At 44.4% G+C, this 22,019-nt stretch carries 25 protein-coding genes; 9 read left to right on the top strand and 16 right to left on the bottom strand.

Annotation, left to right across the window (positions count from 1 at the left end):
* Positions 1-73: 73 nt before the first annotated feature.
* The gene (trxB, locus tag ACSU1N_RS02900; RefSeq protein ID WP_440060118.1) at positions 74-1,054 is read right to left on the bottom strand and encodes a thioredoxin-disulfide reductase; all 981 of its coding nucleotides are present in this window, start codon (positions 1,052-1,054) and stop codon (positions 74-76) included.
* A gap of 89 nt (positions 1,055-1,143) precedes the next feature.
* Between trxB and ACSU1N_RS02895 the strand changes: the two genes are divergently transcribed.
* Entirely contained in the window at positions 1,144-2,094 is a 951-nt protein-coding gene (locus ACSU1N_RS02895) for an aldo/keto reductase (protein WP_440060117.1), read from the top strand.
* Here ACSU1N_RS02895 and ACSU1N_RS02890 read toward each other — a convergent pair.
* Together ACSU1N_RS02890 and ACSU1N_RS02885 are read right to left on the bottom strand one after the other, a co-directional pair.
* Positions 2,079-2,531: a RecB-family nuclease gene (locus ACSU1N_RS02890; RefSeq protein ID WP_440060116.1), complete on the bottom strand. Its 453-nt coding sequence runs from the start codon at positions 2,529-2,531 to the stop codon at positions 2,079-2,081. The genes ACSU1N_RS02895 and ACSU1N_RS02890 overlap by 16 nt on opposite strands.
* A 263-nt stretch (positions 2,532-2,794) precedes the next feature.
* On the bottom strand, positions 2,795-4,474 hold the full coding sequence (locus tag ACSU1N_RS02885; RefSeq protein WP_440060115.1) for a hypothetical protein: 1,680 nt from the start codon (positions 4,472-4,474) through the stop codon (positions 2,795-2,797).
* A 28-nt stretch (positions 4,475-4,502) separates the two neighbouring features.
* On the opposite strand from ACSU1N_RS02885, the gene ACSU1N_RS02880 reads away from it, so the two are divergent.
* A complete protein-coding gene (locus ACSU1N_RS02880; protein ID WP_440060114.1) occupies positions 4,503-4,637 on the top strand; it encodes a hypothetical protein in 135 nt (44 codons plus the stop codon).
* A 178-nt stretch (positions 4,638-4,815) separates the two neighbouring features.
* Here the strand turns inward: ACSU1N_RS02880 and ACSU1N_RS02875 are convergent, their stop codons facing one another.
* Genes ACSU1N_RS02875 through ACSU1N_RS02855 form a run of 5 tightly spaced genes read right to left on the bottom strand, consistent with a single transcriptional unit; the run spans position 4,816 to position 8,417 of the window.
* Positions 4,816-5,784 (bottom strand): DNA cytosine methyltransferase, encoded by a 969-nt coding sequence (locus ACSU1N_RS02875; protein ID WP_440060113.1) that lies wholly within the window; start codon positions 5,782-5,784, stop codon positions 4,816-4,818.
* A complete protein-coding gene (locus tag ACSU1N_RS02870; protein WP_440060112.1) occupies positions 5,784-6,257 on the bottom strand; it encodes a transcription factor in 474 nt (157 codons plus the stop codon). The genes ACSU1N_RS02875 and ACSU1N_RS02870 overlap by 1 nt, the downstream gene beginning before the upstream one ends.
* The gene (locus ACSU1N_RS02865) at positions 6,211-6,858 is read right to left on the bottom strand and encodes a tRNA (cytidine(56)-2'-O)-methyltransferase (protein ID WP_440060111.1); all 648 of its coding nucleotides are present in this window, start codon (positions 6,856-6,858) and stop codon (positions 6,211-6,213) included. Before ACSU1N_RS02865 ends, ACSU1N_RS02870 begins: the two co-directional genes overlap by 47 nt.
* A 3-nt stretch (positions 6,859-6,861) precedes the next feature.
* A complete protein-coding gene (gene hflX, locus ACSU1N_RS02860) occupies positions 6,862-7,926 on the bottom strand; it encodes a GTPase HflX (protein ID WP_440060110.1) in 1,065 nt (354 codons plus the stop codon).
* The gene (locus ACSU1N_RS02855) at positions 7,923-8,417 is read right to left on the bottom strand and encodes a multiprotein bridging factor aMBF1 (RefSeq protein WP_440060109.1); all 495 of its coding nucleotides are present in this window, start codon (positions 8,415-8,417) and stop codon (positions 7,923-7,925) included. Before ACSU1N_RS02855 ends, hflX begins: the two co-directional genes overlap by 4 nt.
* Before the next feature lie 100 nt (positions 8,418-8,517).
* On the opposite strand from ACSU1N_RS02855, the gene ACSU1N_RS02850 reads away from it, so the two are divergent.
* The 3 genes from ACSU1N_RS02850 (at position 8,518) to ACSU1N_RS02840 (ending at position 10,988) form a co-directional block, all read left to right on the top strand.
* Positions 8,518-9,714 carry a proteasome-activating nucleotidase gene (locus ACSU1N_RS02850; protein ID WP_440060108.1) on the top strand — a complete coding sequence of 399 codons (1,197 nt, stop codon included), beginning with the start codon at positions 8,518-8,520 and terminating at the stop codon, positions 9,712-9,714.
* 66 nt (positions 9,715-9,780) lie between these two features.
* A complete protein-coding gene (locus tag ACSU1N_RS02845) occupies positions 9,781-10,257 on the top strand; it encodes a PUA domain-containing protein (protein ID WP_440060107.1) in 477 nt (158 codons plus the stop codon).
* On the top strand, positions 10,254-10,988 hold the full coding sequence (locus ACSU1N_RS02840) for a proteasome assembly chaperone family protein (protein ID WP_440060106.1): 735 nt from the start codon (positions 10,254-10,256) through the stop codon (positions 10,986-10,988). Before ACSU1N_RS02845 ends, ACSU1N_RS02840 begins: the two co-directional genes overlap by 4 nt.
* 6 nt (positions 10,989-10,994) lie before the next feature.
* On the opposite strand, the gene tgtA is transcribed toward ACSU1N_RS02840, so the two are convergent.
* The gene (gene tgtA, locus ACSU1N_RS02835) at positions 10,995-12,563 is read right to left on the bottom strand and encodes a tRNA guanosine(15) transglycosylase TgtA (RefSeq protein ID WP_440060105.1); all 1,569 of its coding nucleotides are present in this window, start codon (positions 12,561-12,563) and stop codon (positions 10,995-10,997) included.
* 2 nt (positions 12,564-12,565) lie between these two features.
* Positions 12,566-13,018 (bottom strand): Lsm family RNA-binding protein, encoded by a 453-nt coding sequence (locus tag ACSU1N_RS02830; RefSeq protein ID WP_440060104.1) that lies wholly within the window; start codon positions 13,016-13,018, stop codon positions 12,566-12,568.
* Positions 13,019-13,306: 288 nt separating this feature from the next.
* Here ACSU1N_RS02830 and ACSU1N_RS02825 point away from each other — a divergent pair, with 288 nt between their 5' ends.
* From ACSU1N_RS02825 to ACSU1N_RS02815, 3 genes are all read left to right on the top strand, one after another.
* Positions 13,307-13,657 carry a DNA-directed RNA polymerase subunit G gene (locus ACSU1N_RS02825; protein WP_440060103.1) on the top strand — a complete coding sequence of 117 codons (351 nt, stop codon included), beginning with the start codon at positions 13,307-13,309 and terminating at the stop codon, positions 13,655-13,657.
* Between the two features lie 109 nt (positions 13,658-13,766).
* Positions 13,767-14,105: a hypothetical protein gene (locus ACSU1N_RS02820; RefSeq protein ID WP_440060102.1), complete on the top strand. Its 339-nt coding sequence runs from the start codon at positions 13,767-13,769 to the stop codon at positions 14,103-14,105.
* A 56-nt stretch (positions 14,106-14,161) separates the two neighbouring features.
* Positions 14,162-15,190, top strand: a complete 1,029-nt coding sequence (locus ACSU1N_RS02815; protein ID WP_440060101.1) for an ATP-binding protein — start codon at positions 14,162-14,164, stop codon at positions 15,188-15,190.
* Between the two features lie 5 nt (positions 15,191-15,195).
* Here the strand turns inward: ACSU1N_RS02815 and thsB are convergent, their stop codons facing one another.
* The 5 genes from thsB to ACSU1N_RS02790 all read right to left on the bottom strand — a co-directional run bounded on the left by thsB (position 15,196) and on the right by ACSU1N_RS02790 (position 20,103).
* Positions 15,196-16,845 (bottom strand): thermosome subunit beta, encoded by a 1,650-nt coding sequence (thsB, locus tag ACSU1N_RS02810; RefSeq protein WP_440060100.1) that lies wholly within the window; start codon positions 16,843-16,845, stop codon positions 15,196-15,198.
* A gap of 61 nt (positions 16,846-16,906) precedes the next feature.
* On the bottom strand, positions 16,907-17,170 hold the full coding sequence (locus ACSU1N_RS02805; RefSeq protein ID WP_440060099.1) for a hypothetical protein: 264 nt from the start codon (positions 17,168-17,170) through the stop codon (positions 16,907-16,909).
* A 90-nt stretch (positions 17,171-17,260) separates the two neighbouring features.
* Positions 17,261-19,222, bottom strand: a complete 1,962-nt coding sequence (locus ACSU1N_RS02800; RefSeq protein WP_440060098.1) for a DNA polymerase domain-containing protein — start codon at positions 19,220-19,222, stop codon at positions 17,261-17,263.
* Positions 19,188-19,415 carry a hypothetical protein gene (locus ACSU1N_RS02795; protein WP_440060097.1) on the bottom strand — a complete coding sequence of 76 codons (228 nt, stop codon included), beginning with the start codon at positions 19,413-19,415 and terminating at the stop codon, positions 19,188-19,190. Before ACSU1N_RS02795 ends, ACSU1N_RS02800 begins: the two co-directional genes overlap by 35 nt.
* A 31-nt stretch (positions 19,416-19,446) precedes the next feature.
* A complete protein-coding gene (locus ACSU1N_RS02790; RefSeq protein ID WP_440060096.1) occupies positions 19,447-20,103 on the bottom strand; it encodes a hypothetical protein in 657 nt (218 codons plus the stop codon).
* A gap of 108 nt (positions 20,104-20,211) precedes the next feature.
* Here ACSU1N_RS02790 and ACSU1N_RS02785 point away from each other — a divergent pair, with 108 nt between their 5' ends.
* On the top strand, positions 20,212-20,682 hold the full coding sequence (locus ACSU1N_RS02785) for a ferritin-like domain-containing protein (RefSeq protein ID WP_440060095.1): 471 nt from the start codon (positions 20,212-20,214) through the stop codon (positions 20,680-20,682).
* Between the two features lie 39 nt (positions 20,683-20,721).
* Here ACSU1N_RS02785 and ACSU1N_RS02780 read toward each other — a convergent pair whose 3' ends face one another.
* A complete protein-coding gene (locus ACSU1N_RS02780; protein ID WP_440060094.1) occupies positions 20,722-22,017 on the bottom strand; it encodes a DNA topoisomerase IV subunit A in 1,296 nt (431 codons plus the stop codon).
* Positions 22,018-22,019: the final 2 nt, after the last annotated feature.

Genomic DNA, 22,019 nt, shown 5'->3' with positions numbered 1-22,019 from the left:
ATGCGAAGCTTTGACATAGTTAAAATACTTTAAGGCTAAATGTCTATAGGAGGCGTGTTCTTACGGTAATACATTATTTTTTGACCGAGAGGATGTATTTGAAAGCAGCATCGGCAGCTATAGCTCCTTCGGCTGCGGCAGTAATTATCTGTTCGAACCTGTACTTGTAGGGGCCTCCAGCAGCGTCTCCAGCTACGAAGACCCCTTCTAGGTTAGTAGACCTGTCTACGTTAACTACTGCGTGTCCTGATTCGTCTACTTTCACACCTATCTTCTCGAAGAATTCTCTAGGCGGTTTCAAACCTATCTCTATAAACACTCCGTCGACGTTTAGGGTTTTCTCTTCGTTAGTCGTATTATTGTAGACGACTATAGCGCGTACATGGGTATCCCCTATAATCTCTTTCACGATACTATTCCTAAGTATCTCTATCTTAGGATTCTTCTCGGCTCTCTCAACGTAAATTTTGAATGCTTTAAACTCGCTCCTCCTATGTATCAAGTATACTTTTGAAGCCAGGTTTGCTAGGTAGAGTGCTGAAGTCAGTGCTGAATTACCTCCTCCAACTACCGCTACGACCTTGCCTTTAAACAATGGGCCGTCGCATGTAGCACAGTAGGATACCCCTCTCCCCACGAATTCGTCCTCGCCTTTGACGCCGAGCTTCCTCTTCTCGCTGCCTACAGCTATTATGACAGCGTAGCCGCAGTACGTCTTCTCGGAGGCTGTCTGGACACACCATAGTTTATCACTTCTTTTTACATCTACTACCTCGTCCTGGATTATCGGTACATTATACTTCCTCACATGGCTTACAAACCTATTCACTAGTTCTTCGCCGGGTGTATCCGGTAGCCCTGGGTAGTCGTCTACTAGAGGAGCCTCCGTCATATATCCTCCTACGAGCTTTGTTATTACAATAGGCTTAAGCTCGTAGCGTGCCGAGTAGAGCGCGGCTGTTAGACCAGCCGGCCCTCCCCCCACTATTACGACATCGTATACCTCTCCTGTTTCAGCCGGTTTAACCGGGGCTATCCTCAGTTTGAAACTCATGGAATCCACCTTAAGCAGATTTCTAGATATACAAATACTGAATATAGTTTAAATCTTAGCGTTATAATCAAATTCTCAGGGGTGTTAGAATGGAATACGTCGAGTTGGGATGGAGCGATCTAAAGGTGTCGAGAATAGGGCTGGGTACCTGGCAGTTCAGCGAGGCCTGGGGTCTAACAGAGTATGAGAAAGCCAAGCAAGTTATCTCGAAAGCAGTAGAGGTAGGGATAAACTTCTTTGATACAGCCATGGTGTACGGTAGGGGGATGAGCGAGACGTTCCTAGGTAGGGCGTTTAAAGAACTAGGGGTTAAGAGAGAAGATGTAGTAATAGCTACTAAAATACCTGGCGAATTCCTGCAGCCGGATGATGTATTCAAAGCTGTCGACAGGTCTCTCAAAAGGCTGGGAGTATCCTACATAGACCTGCTTCAGATACATCATCCTCCAACCCACCACAACTTCCCGACAAGCAAGTATGCGAGAGCTCTCGAGAGGCTTGTCGTACAGGGTGTTGTAAGGTATTTAGGCGTCAGCAACTACCCTATTGCTCTAGTTGAAGACCTTAGGACGAGTATGTCTATAACAGACATAGTGAGCATGCAGTATAGGTTTAACCTTGTCGAGAGATGGGCTGAAGAAGAGCTGATACCCTACGCTGAAGCAAACGATCTAGCGTTCATACCCTGGAGCCCTCTAGCTAAAGGGGCTTTATCCGGGAAGTATACCCTCGAGAATATTGGGGAGTTGAAGGATCTGAGGGCTAACGACCCTGTATTCAACGAAGAGAACTTTAAGAAGATACTACCACTCGTGAACCTGCTTAGAGAGATAGCTTCGAAATACGGTAAGACGCCTTCGCAGGTGGTTTTAAACTGGCTTGTAAACTACAGCCCTGCTATAATACCGATACCCGGTGCTAAGACACCGGAGCAGGTTGAGGAGAACGCTGGGTCTGTCGGCTGGAGGCTTAGCTACGAGGATTGGAGGGCTATAGACGAACTCAGCAGGAGTATTAGGATTACCTACGTTGTCTGGTAGAACATTTTGTATACGAATATAGCTAAAACACCTATCGAAGGCATACCGGGCGGTATCCTCTTAAGCTTGAAGAGTTTAAACCCTGTTAACTCCTTTTTACCCGGCTCGTTCTCTCCCGAGGGGAATACGAAGAGCAGGTTCCCACTAGCTTTCTCACCCAAGCTACTCTCGTCTAGCTCTTCTCCCTCCTCACTATAGTAATACGCTTCCAATGGCTTGAGTAATTCTAGCGCGTCGCCTAGTTCGGGCACTACTATAAAGGGTCTGCCTAGTTTAAGGGAAAGTTTGAAAGCGTCTGGAACACCTATCTGGGCGGCTGCACCCACGGGTTTGATCACTACGGGGGCTAGAGAAGGGATAGAGTATACAATCCTAGTGAAATCAAGTAGTTTCTGAACACTCGTAGGACCGTAGAGCCCAATATAGATAACACCCATCCCTCTACACCTCGAAAACCTATATGCTTGAACCAGCTATTACGAGATAGAATACTCGAAACGAGTTTAAATAAAATATACAACCTGGTAAGTCTAAGCAACAGTACTCTCATAATTAGAAGAGGGTATGGAAAAAATATTATATTGATTACGCGCGTAGATTCTAAACTCGTAAACTAGGAGATATATTAGAATTGCGTGAACTAGAGATGTTTTGAATATCGGATTTAGACTCGGGATAGTAGCAGTTAGGGTCTCCGGGACTATATATTGGAAGGGTTGGGATAAGAAGGATCCACTGTAATCCAGTATACTAGCTTGAACGGCGGGTACTTGTATGCGTTAGAATTCATGGTTTCCTTGCTTATTTCGACCGGTATTTGCGAGGGTTCATCGTTACTGGTATAGAGTTTAATGATGACACTCGAAACTTTCATATAGTACATGTCGAAGCTTATTAGTGAAGCCGCGTCGATTAATATGGTAGAAAGAGTGGAAGCTCCACTTGTTGTTTCTCCAGAAGCTACAGCAGAAGCCCCGCCTGCACCTCCCAAAATCCCTCCAATAACCATTAACACAAGTTGGTAAATGAGGTTCGCAACAAGCCCTGGATTACTTTCTTCAGCACTATAGTAGTTGTTAGAGTCTACTAGAGAATCACCTGGTTGTATGTTAAGGTATGTCGTATTAAACTCGCGGCTCCAGTCTAATTGGTAGTATTCTTCGGGTATAGGCTGCTTAGTAAGGTTAAGGGGGTGGGGGTAACGATACTCCCAGATACTGCTTTCTCTTAGCTGTTCAATCCTATAACCAGGTATGAATGTAACAGTAGCTGCCGCATAGTAATTACCAGCGTCCTCCCAAATACTCCAGGCGTAGGCAATCATATCACCAATGTATACTAATTGCGCTGGGATCATGAAGAAATCTGTTTGATACTGGTGTGTTGGAAGAGTCAGGATGACGTCCCAAGTCGTATTCAGCTTATATGAATAGGTACCTAGCAGGGGGACTCCCGCGAGGCTTATCCCGTGTTTTACGCTTTCAAACCGAGCATGGACGAATTCAAGAGCAAAGGTTATAATTCTGTTATGGTTGTTGGTTACTACGAGTCCTATGGGGATATTATAGTTGAAACTTAACCCTGGGTTTCCCAGTGTATCGTTCCAATCGTATTTTACAGCTGGCGGAATCGAGTAGAGAGTATTCAATAAATAGTCTATAGTAGTTGCTCCTGCTAGAGTGTATAGACCAACAGTTTGCGATGTTAGAATAGATAGGTCCTGTATGACACTGTACTTATTGAAGTATGTTTTTGGGAAGACGTATAGTAGCGAGAACGTCTTTGAGATAGAGTACCAGGCTCGTGATGCTATATTATAGTCCGGTCCCGTGGGTACTCCGTTAACAATCTTTACTACTCTATTCACCCACCCAGCTGGAGGATTCGAGCTCGAATTGTAGAGTTCAGTGTTTAACACACGGCATTCTATACGGGGGTCTCGAATAGGGCAATCCACTACTAAGCCCTCGCTCACTATTGTAGAAGCAAATGTGAGTGTGTTGAGGCTAGTGGTGCCATGAGTATTAGATACATATGTGTGGAAGAGCCAAGAAAGAGTGTGGGCTAGGTTTACATGTCTAAGACCTATATCGCTAATTACGAGAATCATAGGCATATCGAAAATCTTCTCGGGCTCGCTAGATACTAGCTGTCTCGATAATTCAAACCCTTTTACAGCACTACCCGTTTTCAATGTAAGGTATAGATCCGCCCAGTCTTCTGCGGAAACATATTTTACGCCTACATAGTATCCTCCAGAGAAGTCTGGTATCAGCACTCTGATCATAAATCCTGGTACAGGAAGCCCCTCCACCCTACCCTGCTCCAGGAGAGATCTGTTTACAAAGCTTTCCCTATACTTCTTCCAGCAATCCTTCAAATATAGTGTTTCCTCATTAGTTAAACTAATGTATAAGCTCTCCCCGGGCCTGGCTAAAACAGTTTTAACAATATCCCGGCACGTAGGAGGAGCGGATGCTTCTAGGAGTATCTCGGCAACACCGTCTACCGGAGGTTGCGTAGTAGAGGGTATTTTAATATAGAAACCTATTGGGCCAGGTATAATCGTTGTAGCCGGGTACGTTGTTAATCCTACGAGCGCTAAGATCGCGAGAGCGATAGGAGGAAGTAGACTTTCTCTGATATGACATCACCATTAATTTATTTACCGTTATGATTTTTAAAAAATTTGTTTTCAATACTTGTTTTAGGAAAAGCGCTTTACAATTCCCTAGCTGCTTTGTAGACGTATTCAGCGATAGCTCTAGCGAGCGGGACTGGTACAGCTTCACCTATCATATTATACTGGTCGTCTCTGCCTCCGTAGAATACAAAATTGTCTGGGAAACCCATCAGCCTAGCTTGTTCTCTAACTGTTAGAAGCCTGTTTTCAAAGGGGTGTATGAAACGGGATGATCCTAGTACTGTGGGTGCTGTATCATAGGGGTCGAGTTTGATCAGATTAGGTATCTCCCTTGTAGACCCCTGGAAATACACTAGTGCCTCCCCATACTTGAGCCTAGCAGCTTTCTTAAGCTTCCTCCAGCTTAGTTCAGGCGGGGGGTCGTGGTTCGGGAGAGAGCCTCCGGGTGGAGGCATGTCTCCGATAGCGTCGATAACCCTAACCCTCTTACCGCTCTTCGGAGGGTTTATTCTAATATTTGATACGAACACCCTCCTCCTACGGCTAGGGCTAGAGTAGTCTTCGGCATTTAGTATATTGAAGTATATAGTGTCGTAGCCTGCCCTCCTAAACTCTCTGACCAGGGCTTCTCTCAATCCGTCTTCCATTATAGCAGGAACATTCTCCATAACGAATACTTTAGGCTTCAATACGCCGACGAGCCTGATAAAGTGGAGTGTTAGCTGCCCCTGGGGGTCTATGTACAGTCTATCAACAGGGTTCTTCTCCCTACGCGGGTTCGCTCCTGTGAAAGGCTCGCAGGGAGGGCTGCCGATCACGAGCTCTACATCAGGCTCTCCTAGAATATCCCTGATAGCCTGGGAGTCTAGTTCTTTCAAATCCTCAACTAATACTATTGCCTCAGGGATGTTTGTCTTATAGGTTAGAGCAGCTGGTTTAAAGTTGTCTACTGCTAGAATAGGCTTGTACAAGCCCGTTTCTACAAAACCCAGGGAGAAGCCTCCGGCTCCGGCAAACAAATCCACATACTTCAACTTTGATAGCATTAGCTCTCACTGCTAACGTACTCTAGGAGCCTGTCTATCAGTTTTACTTTCTCTGATAACACTCTTATCTCGGACTCCCTATCTACTTCGACAAGCAGGGAATTATCGTTAGGGCAGTGGAAGTCGTTTGCTAAAGCCTCATCGTATCTAAACCTCCTACTGCACGAAGGGCATACGAAGAAACTATTCTCCTCGAGCTCTCTTATCCTCGTCATTAACTTCTCTCTCGCCTTCCTCAGTCTCGTTACTACAAAATTGTTTAAACCATCCCTGTTGAGAACCCACCCGTGTAGAGCTTTGTCTTCATCCCTTACCCTAACCGGGATTACGACAGCTTCATCAGATAGTTTCTGCAGGATTTTTCTAATAATATTTGATTTAATGTTTAAATCTTTCCCAGCTGTCTCCTCGATGATTAGATCATTATTAGAAAGCATGAATTCGAGAACTCTCTTGCCTTCCTCTCCCATCATCTTCTCTACTATTAGTTTTGTAAGCGTTAATACTATATCCTGTTTTCTCTCTTTCACTGCCTCTTTCTTCGTCGCCAATTCTTAACACCTTTTTACCTCTAGGTGATGGCAGTATTACCTGCTTTGCTCCACTAAAATTTCTATGTAGTTCTCCACCCTTATAATACCTATCTAAAAACACTGCTAGGGCTGCGACCTCGGAATGGGGTTGGTGGCCTATTGCTACATTGTAATCTGCGAGCTCGTAGAAGACCCTAGGCACTTTCTCGGCTCCGACAACCACTAATATGTCTTTGTTAATACTCCTGATATCCTCTATGACGTCGTCGATATGGAGCCCGTACATGGTTAGATGAACTACTATCCCCCTCGATTTCCAATTCCTGACATACTCTACCGAGTTTACTCCAGCGATGATATCGAAAGGCCCACCCCATAATTCGACAACTTTCTTCAGGGAGGAGACAACTTTTTCATCGTATACGTCTCCAAGAATGAACCCCCGGGCTCCGAAAGCTCTCGCAACCAGTCCTACGTGTGTAGTAATCCTTTTATCCCTGCCCGGCCTATGGCCAAGCCTTAAAACGTATATGTCTACCATGTGCTAGATACCTTTTATAATACTTGCTATCTCCTTCTTAAGAAGGTCTATGTTCACATTCTTCGCGGCTGAAACCGGTACTACTTTAGCAAAACCATTGTAGTATGAGAGTACTTCCTTAACAATTTTGTCTAGGTCTTCTTTTCCAATACTATCGATCTTATTCAGTGCTAGGATTATAGGCTTACCCTGGACTCCTATCTCGTTAAAAATCTTACGCGAAGTCTCTATCTCGCCTATTATCCTTGCTACAGGCTTTGAAGAATCTACTACAAGTATTATTATATCGGATGCCAGGACTTCTTCCAAGGTAGCGTAGAAAGCCTCTATTATCTCAGGGGGGAGATCCCTGATGAAACCAACGGTATCTGTTACAATAGCATGTACTCCGTTGATATATATTCTAGCAGACTTAGGGTTGAGTGTTGTAAAAGGCTCGGGCCCTACGGGCATATTCCTACCTGTTAAAGCGTTGAAAAGCGTTGTTTTCCCAGCGCATGTATAGCCTGATATAGCTATCTGTGGAATACCTTCTCTAAACCTCTTCTCTCTCCTAATCTTCCTTACCTTACTGATTTCCTCCAGCTCACGCCTTATACGGCTCTCCCTCTTCCTGAGATAAGTATAGTATTTCTCGAAACCGTACCTACCTGGTCCGAGGAAGCCGGCCAGCTCACCTATCTTAGACTTCCTGATCAAGTCTTTGATCAAAGGCAGCGTATGCCTTATCCTCGCTAATTCTATCTGTAACAAGGCTTCTCTGCTCCCGGCGTGTAACACGAATACTTCGAGGATCAAGAGTACTCTGTCTACGACCTCAGTGTTAACTTTTCTTAGAATATTCGTTACCTGGCTAGGCTTCAGTATATCCATTACCACAAGCTTGCTAGGAGGGTCTTTAGATAAAGCTTCTAGCTTATCCTGCTGGATGTAGGTTTTAGGATTAGGGTTCCTAACTATGTAAACCTCGTCTAGGTCGCCGTAAACAGTTTTTACAAGACTAATCTCTTCATCGATATAGCTTTCGTACTTCTTGGGTATGAAAACAACGATCCTCTTGTTTTTCACTTCTTATTCACTCTTATCAAATCGCCTATCGTGAAATAATCTTCTCTAACCCTGCTCTCGGATACAGGTTCCTCAGGGCTCCTCTCTACAAGCTTAATCCCCAGCACTCTCTCTAATCTCCTAGCTAGTTCCAGGCTAGGTTTTAACTTCCCGGATTCAATCCTTTTTATCGTATTCTCGCTTTCTCTAACCTTGCTTGCTAGCACAGCCTGGGTCCATCCTAGCCTCTCTCTAGCCTCCTTTATTCTTTTAGCGTAGTCTTCAACAATCTCGAGCTCATCTCTGAAACTTGTTCTAGCTGGTTGAACCTTGATTTTAGGTACTACGGGAGGCTTCTTCTGCTCTTCAACATATGGCTTAGCTTTCCCTCCGCTTATAAGCCTGCGGTAGCAGTCGGGGCATACTACTAGAATACTTCCTTCAACAACTACTTTCCTACATTCTCTTTCATTCAATACTTCTCTTCCGCACATTTCACAGTAACATGGCATTTAAACTACCTTCGAGTAACTGGGCGGGAGCATTCAGTTAATACTATTGAGTCCGGGTTTTAAAGACCTTCCTTAGAGTGATAATGAGAAAGGGATTTTAATGTCAAGTGAGGATGTGAGAGATAACGCTATTGAAACAAGGCTTGCCGAAGAAGACTACACGAGGTATTTAGAAAACAAGGTTAGACAGCTAGAAAACGAGTTAAAGAAGGTTTCTCTTAAGCTAAACTATTATAAATCCGAGATCGAGAGGCTACTATCCCCTCCACTCATAGAAGGCACATTACTTTATCTCATAGGCAGGGACAGGGCTGTAGTAAGGAGTTCTACAGGACCTAATCTAGTAGTGTATGTTTCCGAGAACGTCCCCAGAGATAAATTAGTCCCAGGGGTTCGTGTAGCTTTAAACCAGAGGGGTTCTACAATAGTAGAAGTGCTCCCTGACTATGAAGACCCGTATGTACAGTCTTTCGAGGTAATTGAGAGGCCTGAGGTAACTTATGATGACGTAGGAGGGTTGAAAGAGCAGATTAGGGAGTTGAGGGAGGTTGTAGAACTACCGTTAAAAGACCCTGATTTATTCAGAGAGATCGGTATAGAACCCCCGAAAGGGGTTTTACTCTACGGCCCTCCTGGATGCGGGAAGACGTTGCTCGCTAAGGCTGTAGCAAGAGAATCGAATGCGACTTTCATAAGTATTGTCGGTAGCGAGCTCGTACAGAAGTTTATAGGTGAAGGAGCTAGGATTGTGAAAGAAGTATTTAATCTAGCGCGTAGGAAAGCTCCGGCAATAGTGTTCATAGACGAAATAGATGCTATAGCAGCAAAAAGAATAGATATTGGTACTAGCGGCGAGAGAGAAGTTCAGAGGACGCTAATGCAACTACTAGCTGAAATAGATGGGTTTAAACCTCTCGATAGAGTAAAAGTCATAGCTGCAACTAATAGGATAGACGTACTAGACCCGGCTATCCTCCGGCCAGGCCGTTTAGATAGGTTGATCGAAATCCCATTGCCAGATACTGAAGGCAGGTTTGAAATATTCAAGATCCACACTAGGAAGATGAAGCTTGATAAAAACGTAGACCTATATGAATTAGCTAAGAAGACTGATGGCTTGTCGGGAGCCGAGATAAAGGCTATTGTCGTAGAAGCAGGCTATAATGCTATTAGATCCGGTAGGAGGATTGTTACAAGAGAGGATTTCGAAGAGGCTATTAAGAAAGTTATGGCTAAGAAGAATATCAGGAGGGGTATTTTAGAAGATAGAGGCTATGTCAGCCGCGTTATGCAGTAACCTGGTTCCTAAGTAGGTTTTTAAACGAGTTTAAAGATTCAGTTTAGCAAAGCAACCGGGTCTAACATGATAAAACGGGTGCTCACAGAGGACGAGTTGAGAGAACTAAGAATGATAGCAAAACACCAGTTCGGGGTCGGTGAAGAATTCATACCAGATAATGCCATAGGTGAATTCAGCCAGAACACTCTAAAGCTTAGAAGGGTATTTGTAGACTCACAACCCTATCTCGCTGTAAGAGCTACTGATTTCAAATTCAATTTGTATATTGCTTCAGGCAGGGTGCTAAATAGACTGCTACCCCACCCCCGCTTAAGAGTATACGTACCTACGAAATACTCTGATTTCATCGCTAAAGGAGGAAACGTTTTCTGCAAACATGTGTTAATGGCAGACCCGGATATAAGGCCTGAAGACGAAGTTCTCGTAGTGGATGAGAAAGGAGACCTTATAGCCGTAGGCCGGGCGGTTAAGCCTGGGTGGGAAATGGTTTTTTATAAGTGGGGGGAAGCGGTTAGAATAAGGCAGGGGGTTTTAGGATGAACATAGTGCTACTAGATAAGGTGAGTGATAGCGATTTAGAAGGCTCTACTTTCATAACCGGCTTCCAAGGCTTTGGAATGGTCGGTTATTTGACGAGCAGGCACCTTGTTATGGAATTAAAACTGAAGAGGATCGGTTTCGTACGTACGAGATACTATCCTGAGACTACAATATACACTAGAGAATCGGGTATAGTATATCCTTTCGAATTATACTACGGTGTAGTCGAAGGCAGAAAGATACTAGTCCTATTGAATAATGGGACCCCTAGCGTAAGGGATAGGACTGATTATGCTGAATTTATAGCTAGGTGGGTAAAAGAGAAAAAGATCTCAAACGCGATACTTGTAGGAGGCTTAGACCCTAGCCTAAAGGAGAGTGAGGAGGAAAAATACAGGTGGGTTCCTATTGGAGGATATACTGGTAAGCTTAATGCGGCTATACTCGAGAACAGGCATGTTATAGGCCCTCTAGCGCTAATGATGATATTCATGGATGCGTATAAGGTTCCTGGTGTCGCTGTATTCGCATACACAGAACTATATAGGCCCGACCCGAGGGCGAGTGCTGTAGCAGTAGAAGTCATCGGCGAATTACTTGGTTTAAAGATAGATACAACCCGACTACTCGAAGAAGCTAAGATAATAGAGTCTATTGAAGCCGAAAGAGAGAAAATGATGAAAAACGTGGAAGTAGAGAGCTCGGAGAAAGGTCACCCGATATATCTGTGACCTGGTTTAAATAATGAAACTATTTTCATGTCCAGTTATATTCCTGGTTTCAATTTTTGAAACACGTTGTTTGAGAACATGTTTGATCTTCTCAGCGATAGCATTTTTGAGCTTGCTTGGGTCCCCATAGATTATTAAATCCACGCTTTTCACGCTTTTATTATCTAATATTTTCGAAATTTTGCTCGCGATATCTTCTAATACCTCGTCTCGAATACTATCGATTAATCCTTCCTCGTGCTGAAAATAAGGATACGTATTTGCTAGTTCGATAGGGAATACGCCGAGAACAGGGTGGACGATCAATACAGCCCTACCACGGTCGCTATTCCTAATCTTATTCTTTAAATCTATGAAGGATTTATCTGATACGATGAATATAACTACATTGTCTTTCTTCTCTAGAATGTAATTCAGCGCATCTAAGCTCCTCTCTTCGACTTCTCTCAGCCTAGGGTTGAAATAAGACTCTGAGTCGATTAAGAAGATTGCTGGTATATCCGGTTTCGACACTGGGTTATACCTCCTGATATAATCCAGGTTCTTTTTGACGACTTCGAAAGCTCTCCTCAGGCTCGGATGCGCCCTGCTCCTCTCTTCGAGAAGCTCCCACAACCTCCCCTCTCTTATACTCTCTTTTATAGTATTGATTTCTTTTTTCAGCATGTAGAGGTTGTGTATCGCGATAAGCCTTACTCTTTCTTCGGATGGTAGTTCGAGTAGCTCTCTAACACTGTATCTTGAACAAACAGGGCAGTTGCAGGGTAGGTATGTTAGCTCGTTAACCCTCTTAGTACCCTCGGGTAGCATGTACCTCCCCTCCCTAGCGTATAGGATATAGCTTGCTGAATCGAAGAGGTCTGCTCCGAGAGCGACTAGGAAGGGCAATATCATAGGGTGTCCGACACCGAAAACATGGAGTGGTCTGCCGGGAGGCAGAAGCCTCTTAGCAACCGATACTAGTTCTAGTAGTGAGCTGTATTCGTATCTTTCTAGGAGGACAGTCGGCGAACCAAACGCGTAGATATGGTAGGGTACTTTCCAGGCTCTTATAGCAGATTTTTTCAAAAGGTCGAAGTAGGGAGAGCCCTGGATAGGCAGTGTCCAGAGTTGGTCGCTGTCCATTATCAGCGGTAGGGCTTCTAGAGCCCTTCTCCATGTTTCTTCGACAGCATTATAGGCTTCTTCCCATGACATTTTTGTCCCTGTAGGAATATCCAGTATCACTGCGATATCGCTGCCGATACTCTTCTGGTATTTGACAATAGTCTTGTTATCAACTTCTACATCGCCGTAGACAAGAACCTGGTACCCGCCTGAGTCCGTCATAATTGTGTGGTTCCATCCTAGCTCGCTATGCAGGTCTCTCGCTATACCCTTATTCCTCTTATAGTACAGGTAGGCATTCGTTATTATCGCGTTAAAACCGATCTCGTAAACGGTTTTAAGATCCACATCTTGTCTCACAGGGTCTATAACGGGAAAAACATATGGTGTTTCGATTACTCCATGCCTAGTCTTTATCCTGCCGATTCTCCCAGCTAGGTCATACTCTCTTACATCAAAATACTCCAATATCACTCTCCCTTAATCATCTTACGCCTGGATTCAAGGTATTGTTCGAGTAGCCTGTACAATGTCTCGGCTATAGGCCCCGTTCCTTCTACTCCCCGTTCACTAACTCTGTAGCGTCCTTGTACTTCAACTACTCTAGCCTCAGGTATTACCTTCACTAGGTGCTCGGGTATCTTCATCTCTCTTACAACGATACTCCTAAATTCTTCGGGGTCGAATAAAGGTATTTCAAGGACTATTATCTCGCTAACCCTTTCTCCTTTAACTATTACCTTAGGATATCTATTCCCTTTATCGTCTACAGCATTCTGGAGGAGTAGGTTGAGGGATGGAGTATCGAATCCGACAAGCCTTCCCTGGTAGTACCTCCCATCAGCTAATACTACTTTAATATTCTTCTCTATTAGTGCAGAGAGTTCTCCTATAAGTCTCCTCGACGCGTCTAGTACGCTCATTTTCTCACCCTAACCGGAATAATATTAGTTTAAAACCATTTTTCAAAATAATCTTTCAGTACCGTGTTATCGTATCTCACATAAATCACTATATTTAAATATGACCCTCAATTATTTAATATTGCTGTAACGTTATATAGCTATTGGAAAATACGATTTCTCATACGACTATAATTGGATGCTGCACTGGAGTATTTACGCATTATGCAAAATCGGTAAACACTTAAAAACATTTGTTAGAGTTAAAGAAGATGCAGCTTTCAATCTATAATAGTAAGGCATGGTATTATGCATCTCGAGTACCAATGTATTGTTAACGATATAGAAAGACTCAGATACCCTGGCGTATACAGGGTTAAAACAACATGCGAGGGAACTACTATCGAGATAGAATTCCACGAAAAGGTCATGCCCAATGTAAGGGAAAACAGTAGGTTGCTGATATTAATAACAGATAGTAAGGAGGAGTGTCTAAAACATTATTTCTGCGGTAGAGGCAATGTTGTATCTAATAGAGTTGTCAGCGGTTTAAATAGGATTGTTATATCGATAGGCGGCTATCTACTAGTAGTCAAATCCGGTAGCCCCCTCGATTTAAAACCTCTCGACGAGGTTTTTATAGCGTCGTCTCCACTCTAATCCTCTACCTGCTTTCAGGCGGGTTAGCGGCTGAACACTAGTAATACGTTAATACTTTCACTTATCGGTCTCAGTGAAATCTCCTGGTTTACTAGCAGGGCGGGTTGTTTTGAAATACTATGTAATCAAATTATACAGGTTTATGGGTGTTGAGGAAAAAGTCGTCGAGAAAGAGCTTGCCGAACTAAGCGAGTTCGCTAAGAAATGGATTGAAAGGAACAGAGAGTCGGAGCTGATAATTGTGAACGTTGCTAGAAGGAATAAGAGTGAGGGGATGCTAATAGTAGGGTTCGAAGACGGAGGGTATGAGAAAATAAACTATTTAGTCGACTATATAAGATCAAATTTCAAAACGCTGACTATTAGTGAAGCAAGAGAGCTCAATGGGTTTAGCTCGAACAGCCTGCTCGAGGCTATTGTAAATTTTTTAAGAGGAGAAGGCCAGTAGGCTTCATACCCTCCTGGACACTAGGGGTTAAGCCCAGGTATCCTAACCAGGAGATTGTGAAATCCCGTGAAATACCGGTAGGCGAGTGCATCCCTATTGGTACAGTATTGAACACGGTACCTGCAGCGGAAGCCTGTATCCCGATGCAAGACCTGAACAGGCATGTTCTCGTAACAGGGGCTACTGGAACCGGTAAGACATATACGGTCGCCACCCTGGTCAACAGGCTTGCAGAGAGAAGGGGAAGGCATAAAAGTATCCAGCAGGTAGTCTTAGACTGGCACGGCGAATATCCTGGGCTGGTGAAACACGGCAGGATGGTAAACCCATTCCAGCACCCGATCCCAATATTCGACCCATCGGATATCCATAAATCTCTAGACTTTACCAGCCAGGTGCTTTTGCTAACTCCAGCACAGGAATATGTTATGCTTAAAGTGTTAGAACAAGTCTACGCCCGCAACGAATACTCTCTAGGAGTGGTATTGAGCATACTGGAAAACATGGGTGATGAATCAGCATGGTTCAGGGAGAGCAGGCTCTCGCTTATTAGGAAAATGAGAAGGCTCATGGTCGGACAATACTCTAGGCTTTTCAACGGGGATTCATTCCACAAAATTCTCTCAACGGAATCGGATAAACCTATAATAGTAGACTTGTCGAAGATAAGAGATTTAAGCATTAGGAGGCTTTACGCTTCTGCCCTACTCAAGCGTATATTCGACGAGGCTGTTGAAGGAGCCTACAGGGATAGGAATATACTAGTCGTAGTAGAAGAAGCCAAGAACATGCTCGGCAGGGATAACTACATCGATATACTGGTTAAAATGCTTAGCGAGGTGAGGAAGTTCGGCGTAGGTTTGGTCATAGTATCTCAATCTCCTTCTCTACTCGTAGAAGACGTTATGGTTAATACTTCTACAAAGATCATACACTCTGTTAAATCTGCGCTAGACCTGGAGATGCTCGGTAGAGTAGTAAACATGACCGACGAGATAAGGCAGGTACTACCCTACTTAGAGGTGGGAGAAGCAGTATTGTTTTCGAGTTTGTATAAAAAACCTTTATTGATAAAAGTTTCTTAACCCGGTTAATCTTCCTCCTTCTTCTCTTCCTCGCCAGGCTTCTTGCCTGCTTCCGTACCTTTCTCTTTCGCTTTACTAGCGGCTATCACATCGTCTATTCTGAGGATGATAGTCGCAGCCTCTGTCCCAGCCTTTATCGCGTTAGCTATAACGCTTACAGGTTCTACTACCCCTCTACTCATCATATCGACTAAGTCGCCGGTGTTAAGGTCTATTCCGATCCATTTGCCATCTTCTCTCTCGTGGGCTGCTCTCAGTTTCATTATCATATCGACCGGGTCTAGCCCGGCGTTCTCGACTAGTGTTACCACGAGGCCTTCTAGTGCTTTAGCGAAAGCTTCTACAGCTAGCTGCTCTTTGCCTCCTACTTTGGGGGCAAACCTCCTTATGTACTTGGCTAGCTCGGCTTCGATCGCTCCTCCTCCAGCAACTATCTTACCGTCTCTTATGACATCTGCTACAGACGATAAAGCGTCTCTCATACTCCTCTCTGCTTCGTCAACCAGCCTCTCTAAGCCACCTCTGATAACTATGCTGACAGACCTCGGGTTCTTGCAGCCTTCTACAAACACCATTTTGTCTTCTCCAACCTTCCTTTCTTCTACGAGGTCAGCATACCCTAGGTCCTCTGGCTTCAAATCATCGATGTTGCTAACGATCCTTCCACCGGTAGCTCTCTCGAGTTTCTCGAGGTCGCTCCTCTTAACCCTCCTAACTGCTAGTATCCCTTTCTTAGCTAGGAAGTGCTGGGCTACCTCGTCAATACCCTTCTGTGTGATAACGACATTAGCTCCAGTAGCAGCAATCTTCTCGACCATCTTCTGGAGGATGTTCTCCTCCTGTTCTAGGAAGGCTCTCAACTGGTTGGGGTCGCTGATTCTTATCTCAGCATCGATCTCGGGTTTCTCAATCTCTAGAGGAGCGTCTAATAAGGCTATCTTAGCTTTCTCAACCCTCCTAGGCATCCCTGGGTGGACTACCTCCTTATCAAGAACTATACCGTATACTAGTGTAGAGTCTAGGAGTGCTCCACCGTATTTCTTAATTATTTGTATATTGTCTAAATCAATATAGTATTTATCCCCTCTCTTCTCGACTATCTGCCTCACGGCTTTAACAGCCATATCGGCAAAGTAGTCCCTAGCATCGTGGACTGCTTTGCTCGTGAGAGATGTTTTAGCCACTTTCTTCAATAATTCTTCGTCATTTATATCGATAGGTAGCGCTATCTGGTCTAAGAGCCTAAGGGATTCCTCCATAGCCTTCCTATACCCTGCTACTATAACAGTAGGGTGGATGTTCTTGGCTAAGAGCTCCTCAGCCTGCTTCAAGAGCTCTCCAGCGAATATAACAGCTCTCTTGGTCCCATCGCCGACTTCATTATCCTGGCTCTTAGCGACCTGTACAAGCATTTTAGCAGCAGGGTGCTGTATCTCTGCTTTGTCTAGTATGGTAGCGCCGTCGTTGGTTATAGTCACGTCTCCTAAAGCATCTACTAGCATTTTATCCATTCCTTTAGGACCATACGTTGTCTTAACCATTTCAGCAACTGCTCTAGCAGCCATGATATTCGTGCGTAGAGCGTCCCTACCAGCTGTTCTCTGAGTGCCTTCTTTCAATATTAGCACAGGTATGCCTGTCGGTTCGATAGTCATTTAACACACCTCGAGGAATACGATCCTATTTCAAACATGATGATATGGCTTCTATATAAACTTAACTCCTGGTTAGAGCAAATTTTTCGAACACTTTTTCACCACGGTATTCCTCGATACTCCAAGATATGATCCTATAGTATTCGTTTAGAACCGGGTCTTTAATTACTACCAGGGGGTCTACATCATCGTCTAACAATACTATTATATTCAAGCCCACAACCCTAGCCCCTCTAACACCTTTTATCCTAAACAATCTTACCAGAGCAGTAGCGATGCAGCCGGGGCATCCAACGCTTTTAATCCTCATCGTCAGCTTCTTCACAGCATATCACCGGACATCTGGTAATAAGATGCTTGGCATAGTTCTGTCTATCCCTATATTCCAATACTCTTGTTTAAATATTTCCCTGTGCTAGATGAAACCGGAAAGCGATTGCGGGACAATATTATCAGGTAGATCTAGAGGTGTAGGTAGTTCTTTCTTCGCTTTCTCTAAGAGGCCTAGATAATAGTTTAGGTCTATATCCCCCGTATTAAACAACCTATCATAGGATACTAGACCCTTCTTCGAAGCAATAAGCATATATGGGGGCCCGTTACTCCCACTAATATACCCCGGGGGCTTCCTATAGCCGCCTCTCCTACGGGGGTTTCTCACTATGGTGAGAAGCCTGGTATCTACGCCTTCTAATAGTATTCGCTTATAGTATTCTATTGTTTCAAAAGCTTCGAGGAGAGCCCTCCTGAACCTAACCGGATCCCTTGCTCTAGCTAGTTTTTCTAAGGCGTCTAGCTGCGCCCTCCTGATAAACTCCGGGGTGTCGCTCCTGACAGCCATCACCCCTTTCAACTTTAGACTACCGTCTTCTAAAAGACCGTAATACCTGTTTGCTACACCCCTCTCACTGTTAAACTCTCTTGGTATATACAGCCAGGTGTAGAAGGATTCTACTTTGACTCTATAGCCTGTGGCATGATATATGGAATCAGCTATCTCGCCGCAGTACCTTGGATCCGGTACACTGCTTATAAACAAGCTGTCTACAAGCACATGGATTATTCTAAATCCTTTCCTAGAGACTTCTTCGGAAGCCTTCCTCATAATCTCCCTGCTCGTAGCAGTTACTGTTTCATGCGCCATTATCGAGCCGAAGAGACTATTCCTGTAACCTAGGTAGCCGAAGCTTGCTACTAGGACCCATTTAATAGCAGCCTTCCTCTTATCGTAGAGTCTGTCCCCTGTGCTCTTATACAAATCCTCGTAAAGATCCTTAAGCCTCAATAATGTTTCAATACTTAATGGTATAACCCCCCTCCGGTCTAGGCATATCTCTTTCCCAGCGTACTCCAGGTATGTTTTATTGAGGCAGCTAGGGTTGTTGACGGTTTCACCCGAGATATTGAGCCGTGATATAATAGAAGGGTATAGGCTTTTGAAATCCAGCTGGCAGACGTTCCAGTAGAGGCCCGGCCTAGGCTTGAAGACTACTCCACCTCTATCAAAAAGGAGTAGGTCGCTTATCTCCCTGAACTCCTCGTGCCTGCCCTCGCCGTCTCTAATCATGTACCTTAACTCTCTTGATACAAGTGCTTCGATAGTGGTTAGTATCCTCCCTATCGAAATATTATCCATTAAGCTCAGCGGAGTATACGATATCCTAGACCACTCAAAATACTCGTAGGAGCTGAAAGAACCTCCTAGAACCCACTTCCATACCCTCTCTCTAACAGCGGGGTCCTCCTGCACCAGCTTCAGGTAAATACCGGGCTCGGTGAATGCTATCACCGGCTTCTCACTAACCAGGTATGTAATAACATCCTTGATCTCCAGGAATCTCTTCTCCCCTCCTTCTTCTTCAACAATATAAGCGCTGTTCCTAACCCCTATAGACACGCTTTTTAAAATAGGGTCTCTGTTCTTGGGATCCCATGGTAGAACAGTGTAGCGGCCCTTTTCCTTACGCACTATACTCAGGGGTCTAAGCCCGGCTCTGTACAAGGCTTCGATAAGCGGGTGCGGGTATTTGTTAACAGGTTTTAAACCGTGTTTCTCTGCGTTCTTGAGAATGCTTCTAAGAATTCTATAGCTCTTGGTGGCGAATACTACAAGTTCTCTCGCTTCAGTATAATACGGTGGATCAAGCCATTTATCGACCCAAGCATCCTCTACCAGCCCCTCGTGTAATAGTTCTCTCGCAATAGTATAGGGGTCTTTGGAGTATATATAACCGTAGTATAATATACTAGCCTCCACCTTCCTAAACACGCCTACCCCTTCATCATATAATTCTAGGACAACCCCTTCCCTAGGACCCGGGTATACGTCTAGGAGCCAGAGGCTAGGCATTTCTCCCGCAATAGCCTCTCTCCCCAATACTCTTCCTTAACCCAGCGATTTCAAGTACTAGGTGGAAGACTATTACCTCGAGAGGGTCTACAACCCCCCGGTAGGATAATAGTGATGTAGACATATCGATGTTTCTCAATACTTCTTTGAATATTTCTCTAGTACAGGGGTCGAGCATAGGGGTTATGCTCATCCATCTCTCAATGTATTTCTCGACCAAGGGTTTTAGAGAAGGGGTAGTCCTCCCTATTTCACACCACCCTGACCCAGTTTAGGAGGCTAATAGTCTCGGCTGGCGTAATCCCCCATTTCAAGAGCTCTAGCCTAAACTGTTTCTTTAAACCAGAGGGTTTAGCAGGGTGTTTAACCAGCTCTGCTAGAACGTTTTTACCCAGCCTATCCAGCCTGAGTATTGTTTTAACAACATGGTGGTGCATACTACCCCCCTCGGGCATCCGCTCACCAAACCTGGTCTTGGTATTGAATATTAGGACGATATTGTGTGCTGAAACCTTGTTTATAAGCCCTGATATCGCGGTAGCCTCGTAGTATGTCGACGGGTCTTCCCTAAGGTAGTTGTATGGATATAGTAGGATGATTGTAGAATCGTTTACGTCCTCTAGATTCTTCAACAGCTTAATTACGTCGCCGAGCTTAAACGCCCTGCTAACCCTGATAGCTGTCAGCCTGCAGCCTAGGATTCTACAGAACGATTCTACAAGGTCTGTTCTAATCCCTCCGAACTCTAGCGAGACCACGACATATACATCATTATACTTGCTCTGAACAGCTAGAGACCTATGGAATAGATAGTTGAGTACGAAAGGGTCTCCGTAGAATTCGATACTCCAGTATCTTCCCACAGGATTTAACAATTCGTCTACCGGCCTAACCCCTGTTATAATCAATCAAACCCCTGTATTAACACAGCTTATAATAGGGATAGAGCCCTCCGAAACTAACGGTTGGAAACTGTTTTTAACATCGTTATAGATAAATAGAAAGAGGTGGAGCAGGTGGAGGATATCGTAGAATTATTTGAGAAATACTCCGAGCTTGAGAAACAATACGCTGAGGAATTGAAAAGCCTGACCGCGAGATTTAAACACCCCCTTCTAAAAGCCTTGATAGAAGGTATAGCTGAAGACTCTCTCAAACACTCTATAATGTACAAAGCTCTGGCAACACTCTATAAGGGAGGACTACCCCTCCTCACAGATCAGGAGCTAGAGTATATCAAGATCGGCGTATTAAAGCATATACAGATGGAGGCTGAGATGATCGAGGCTAGTAAGCGTCTGCTCGAGGAGACGGATAAACCTTATGCTAAGCTAATACTCTCGTCTATACTAGAGGATGAGAAGAAGCATCATACACTGTTACTAGACGTATACAATAAGATCGCTGTTAAAGAGAAGTTTGGCGAGGAAGAGTATTGGGACGCTGTATGGAAGGATAGCCCCTGGCACGGGACTCCAGGAGGATGATTAGTATAAGGGGCTGTGATGAATATATTATATTTTTCTTCAGTCTATCCAGTCACCGCTCTCGATCTTCCCTGGTATATAAGTGTCTGCTAGGAACTTCAATCCTTTACTAGCCATAGCCTCGATCTCTAGTTTGCTAAGTGTTTTGAAGAAGATGCAGAGCTCTCTAATCCATTCAGGGGTTCTAAACCAAGGGTATCCTGTTAAACCCTCTTTCTTCTTTAGCTTCGCTCTTAGCTCAGAGCTCTCGATGCAGTTCTCGGCTACATCGTAGCCTACTAGCTCTACCGCGCGCTCTATATCGCGTTGTTTAGCCTTTATAACATAGTTTCTCCTCTCGCCTTCCGACAGGTACGGTTTCTTCTTCTTGAGCTTGCTGAAAGAGCTCTTAGTGTATCCGCCTAGTTCCCTGACATCGTCTAATATGCTGCGGAAGGCTTCTTCCCCGAATACGTCTGTCATAGAGACTCCTATGAATTTAGCGTTGGGAGTAGCCAGCCTCTCGCTCTCGTAGGAGAGTGTTATAGAACCTATTTTGAAGACGCTGTATATATAGAACCCGTAGGGGTCGCTGTCTGTTAGAATGTAGACAGGCAGCTTCAGTTCTTCGTTAAGCCTTCTCACAAACCTCCTAGTAGCCCTATCGGGCTGTCCAGCGCTTGTGACAAGTATTGCTCTATACTTACGCCAGAACCCGTATCTATGCAATTGCTGGAATACAGCGTCTTTCTCGACTACTAGAACAAACTCTGCGTCTACATCTCTGAACTCCAGGAGGTCGGGGGTCGGCTCAATAGAGTATGCTCCATGCCCCATCTTGCTTAAATCTATTATATCGTCACCGCTCTTGATAACCAGGTTTCCTACAACCTTCCCCTTTTCCTTGCTTAAGATAAGCATTTCCTCTCTTAACACGTCTAGGAAGACTTCGAGATCTCTTATAACACTATCCGACTCCTTCTGCTCGTCCCAAGTATTCTCGTGGATAGTCTTACCATCTACGTCTTTGAAGCTGATACTATGCTTACCCCTGTAGTATAGGTCACGGATAGTAGGGTACTCGTTATTAACTAGTGCTTCATATATTATCGAAGCCATGAGAAGGGTCTGCATGAACTTCCTTGCTTCATTGATATCTATCAGAGACCTCCTTAGCACGTCTGGTCCTAGGAGCAGCATTTTGTTTCTAGCATCGTATATAGTGTTGGATAGAACCCTCTTGGGCATTACAAGGGTTGGCTTCTCCCCGTGCTTTATCTGGTCGATTATAGTCCTAAACCTCTCTTTAAGTATCTGCATAGCCCTGGATCTAGCTTTTACATCGACACTAGACATGG

This window comes from Thermogladius sp. 4427co (assembly GCF_051933805.1).
Taxonomy (GTDB): Archaea; Thermoproteota; Thermoprotei_A; order Sulfolobales; family Desulfurococcaceae; genus Thermogladius.
Note: the sequence above shows the minus strand (reverse complement) of the source record. Positions and strands in the feature narration are given on the sequence as shown.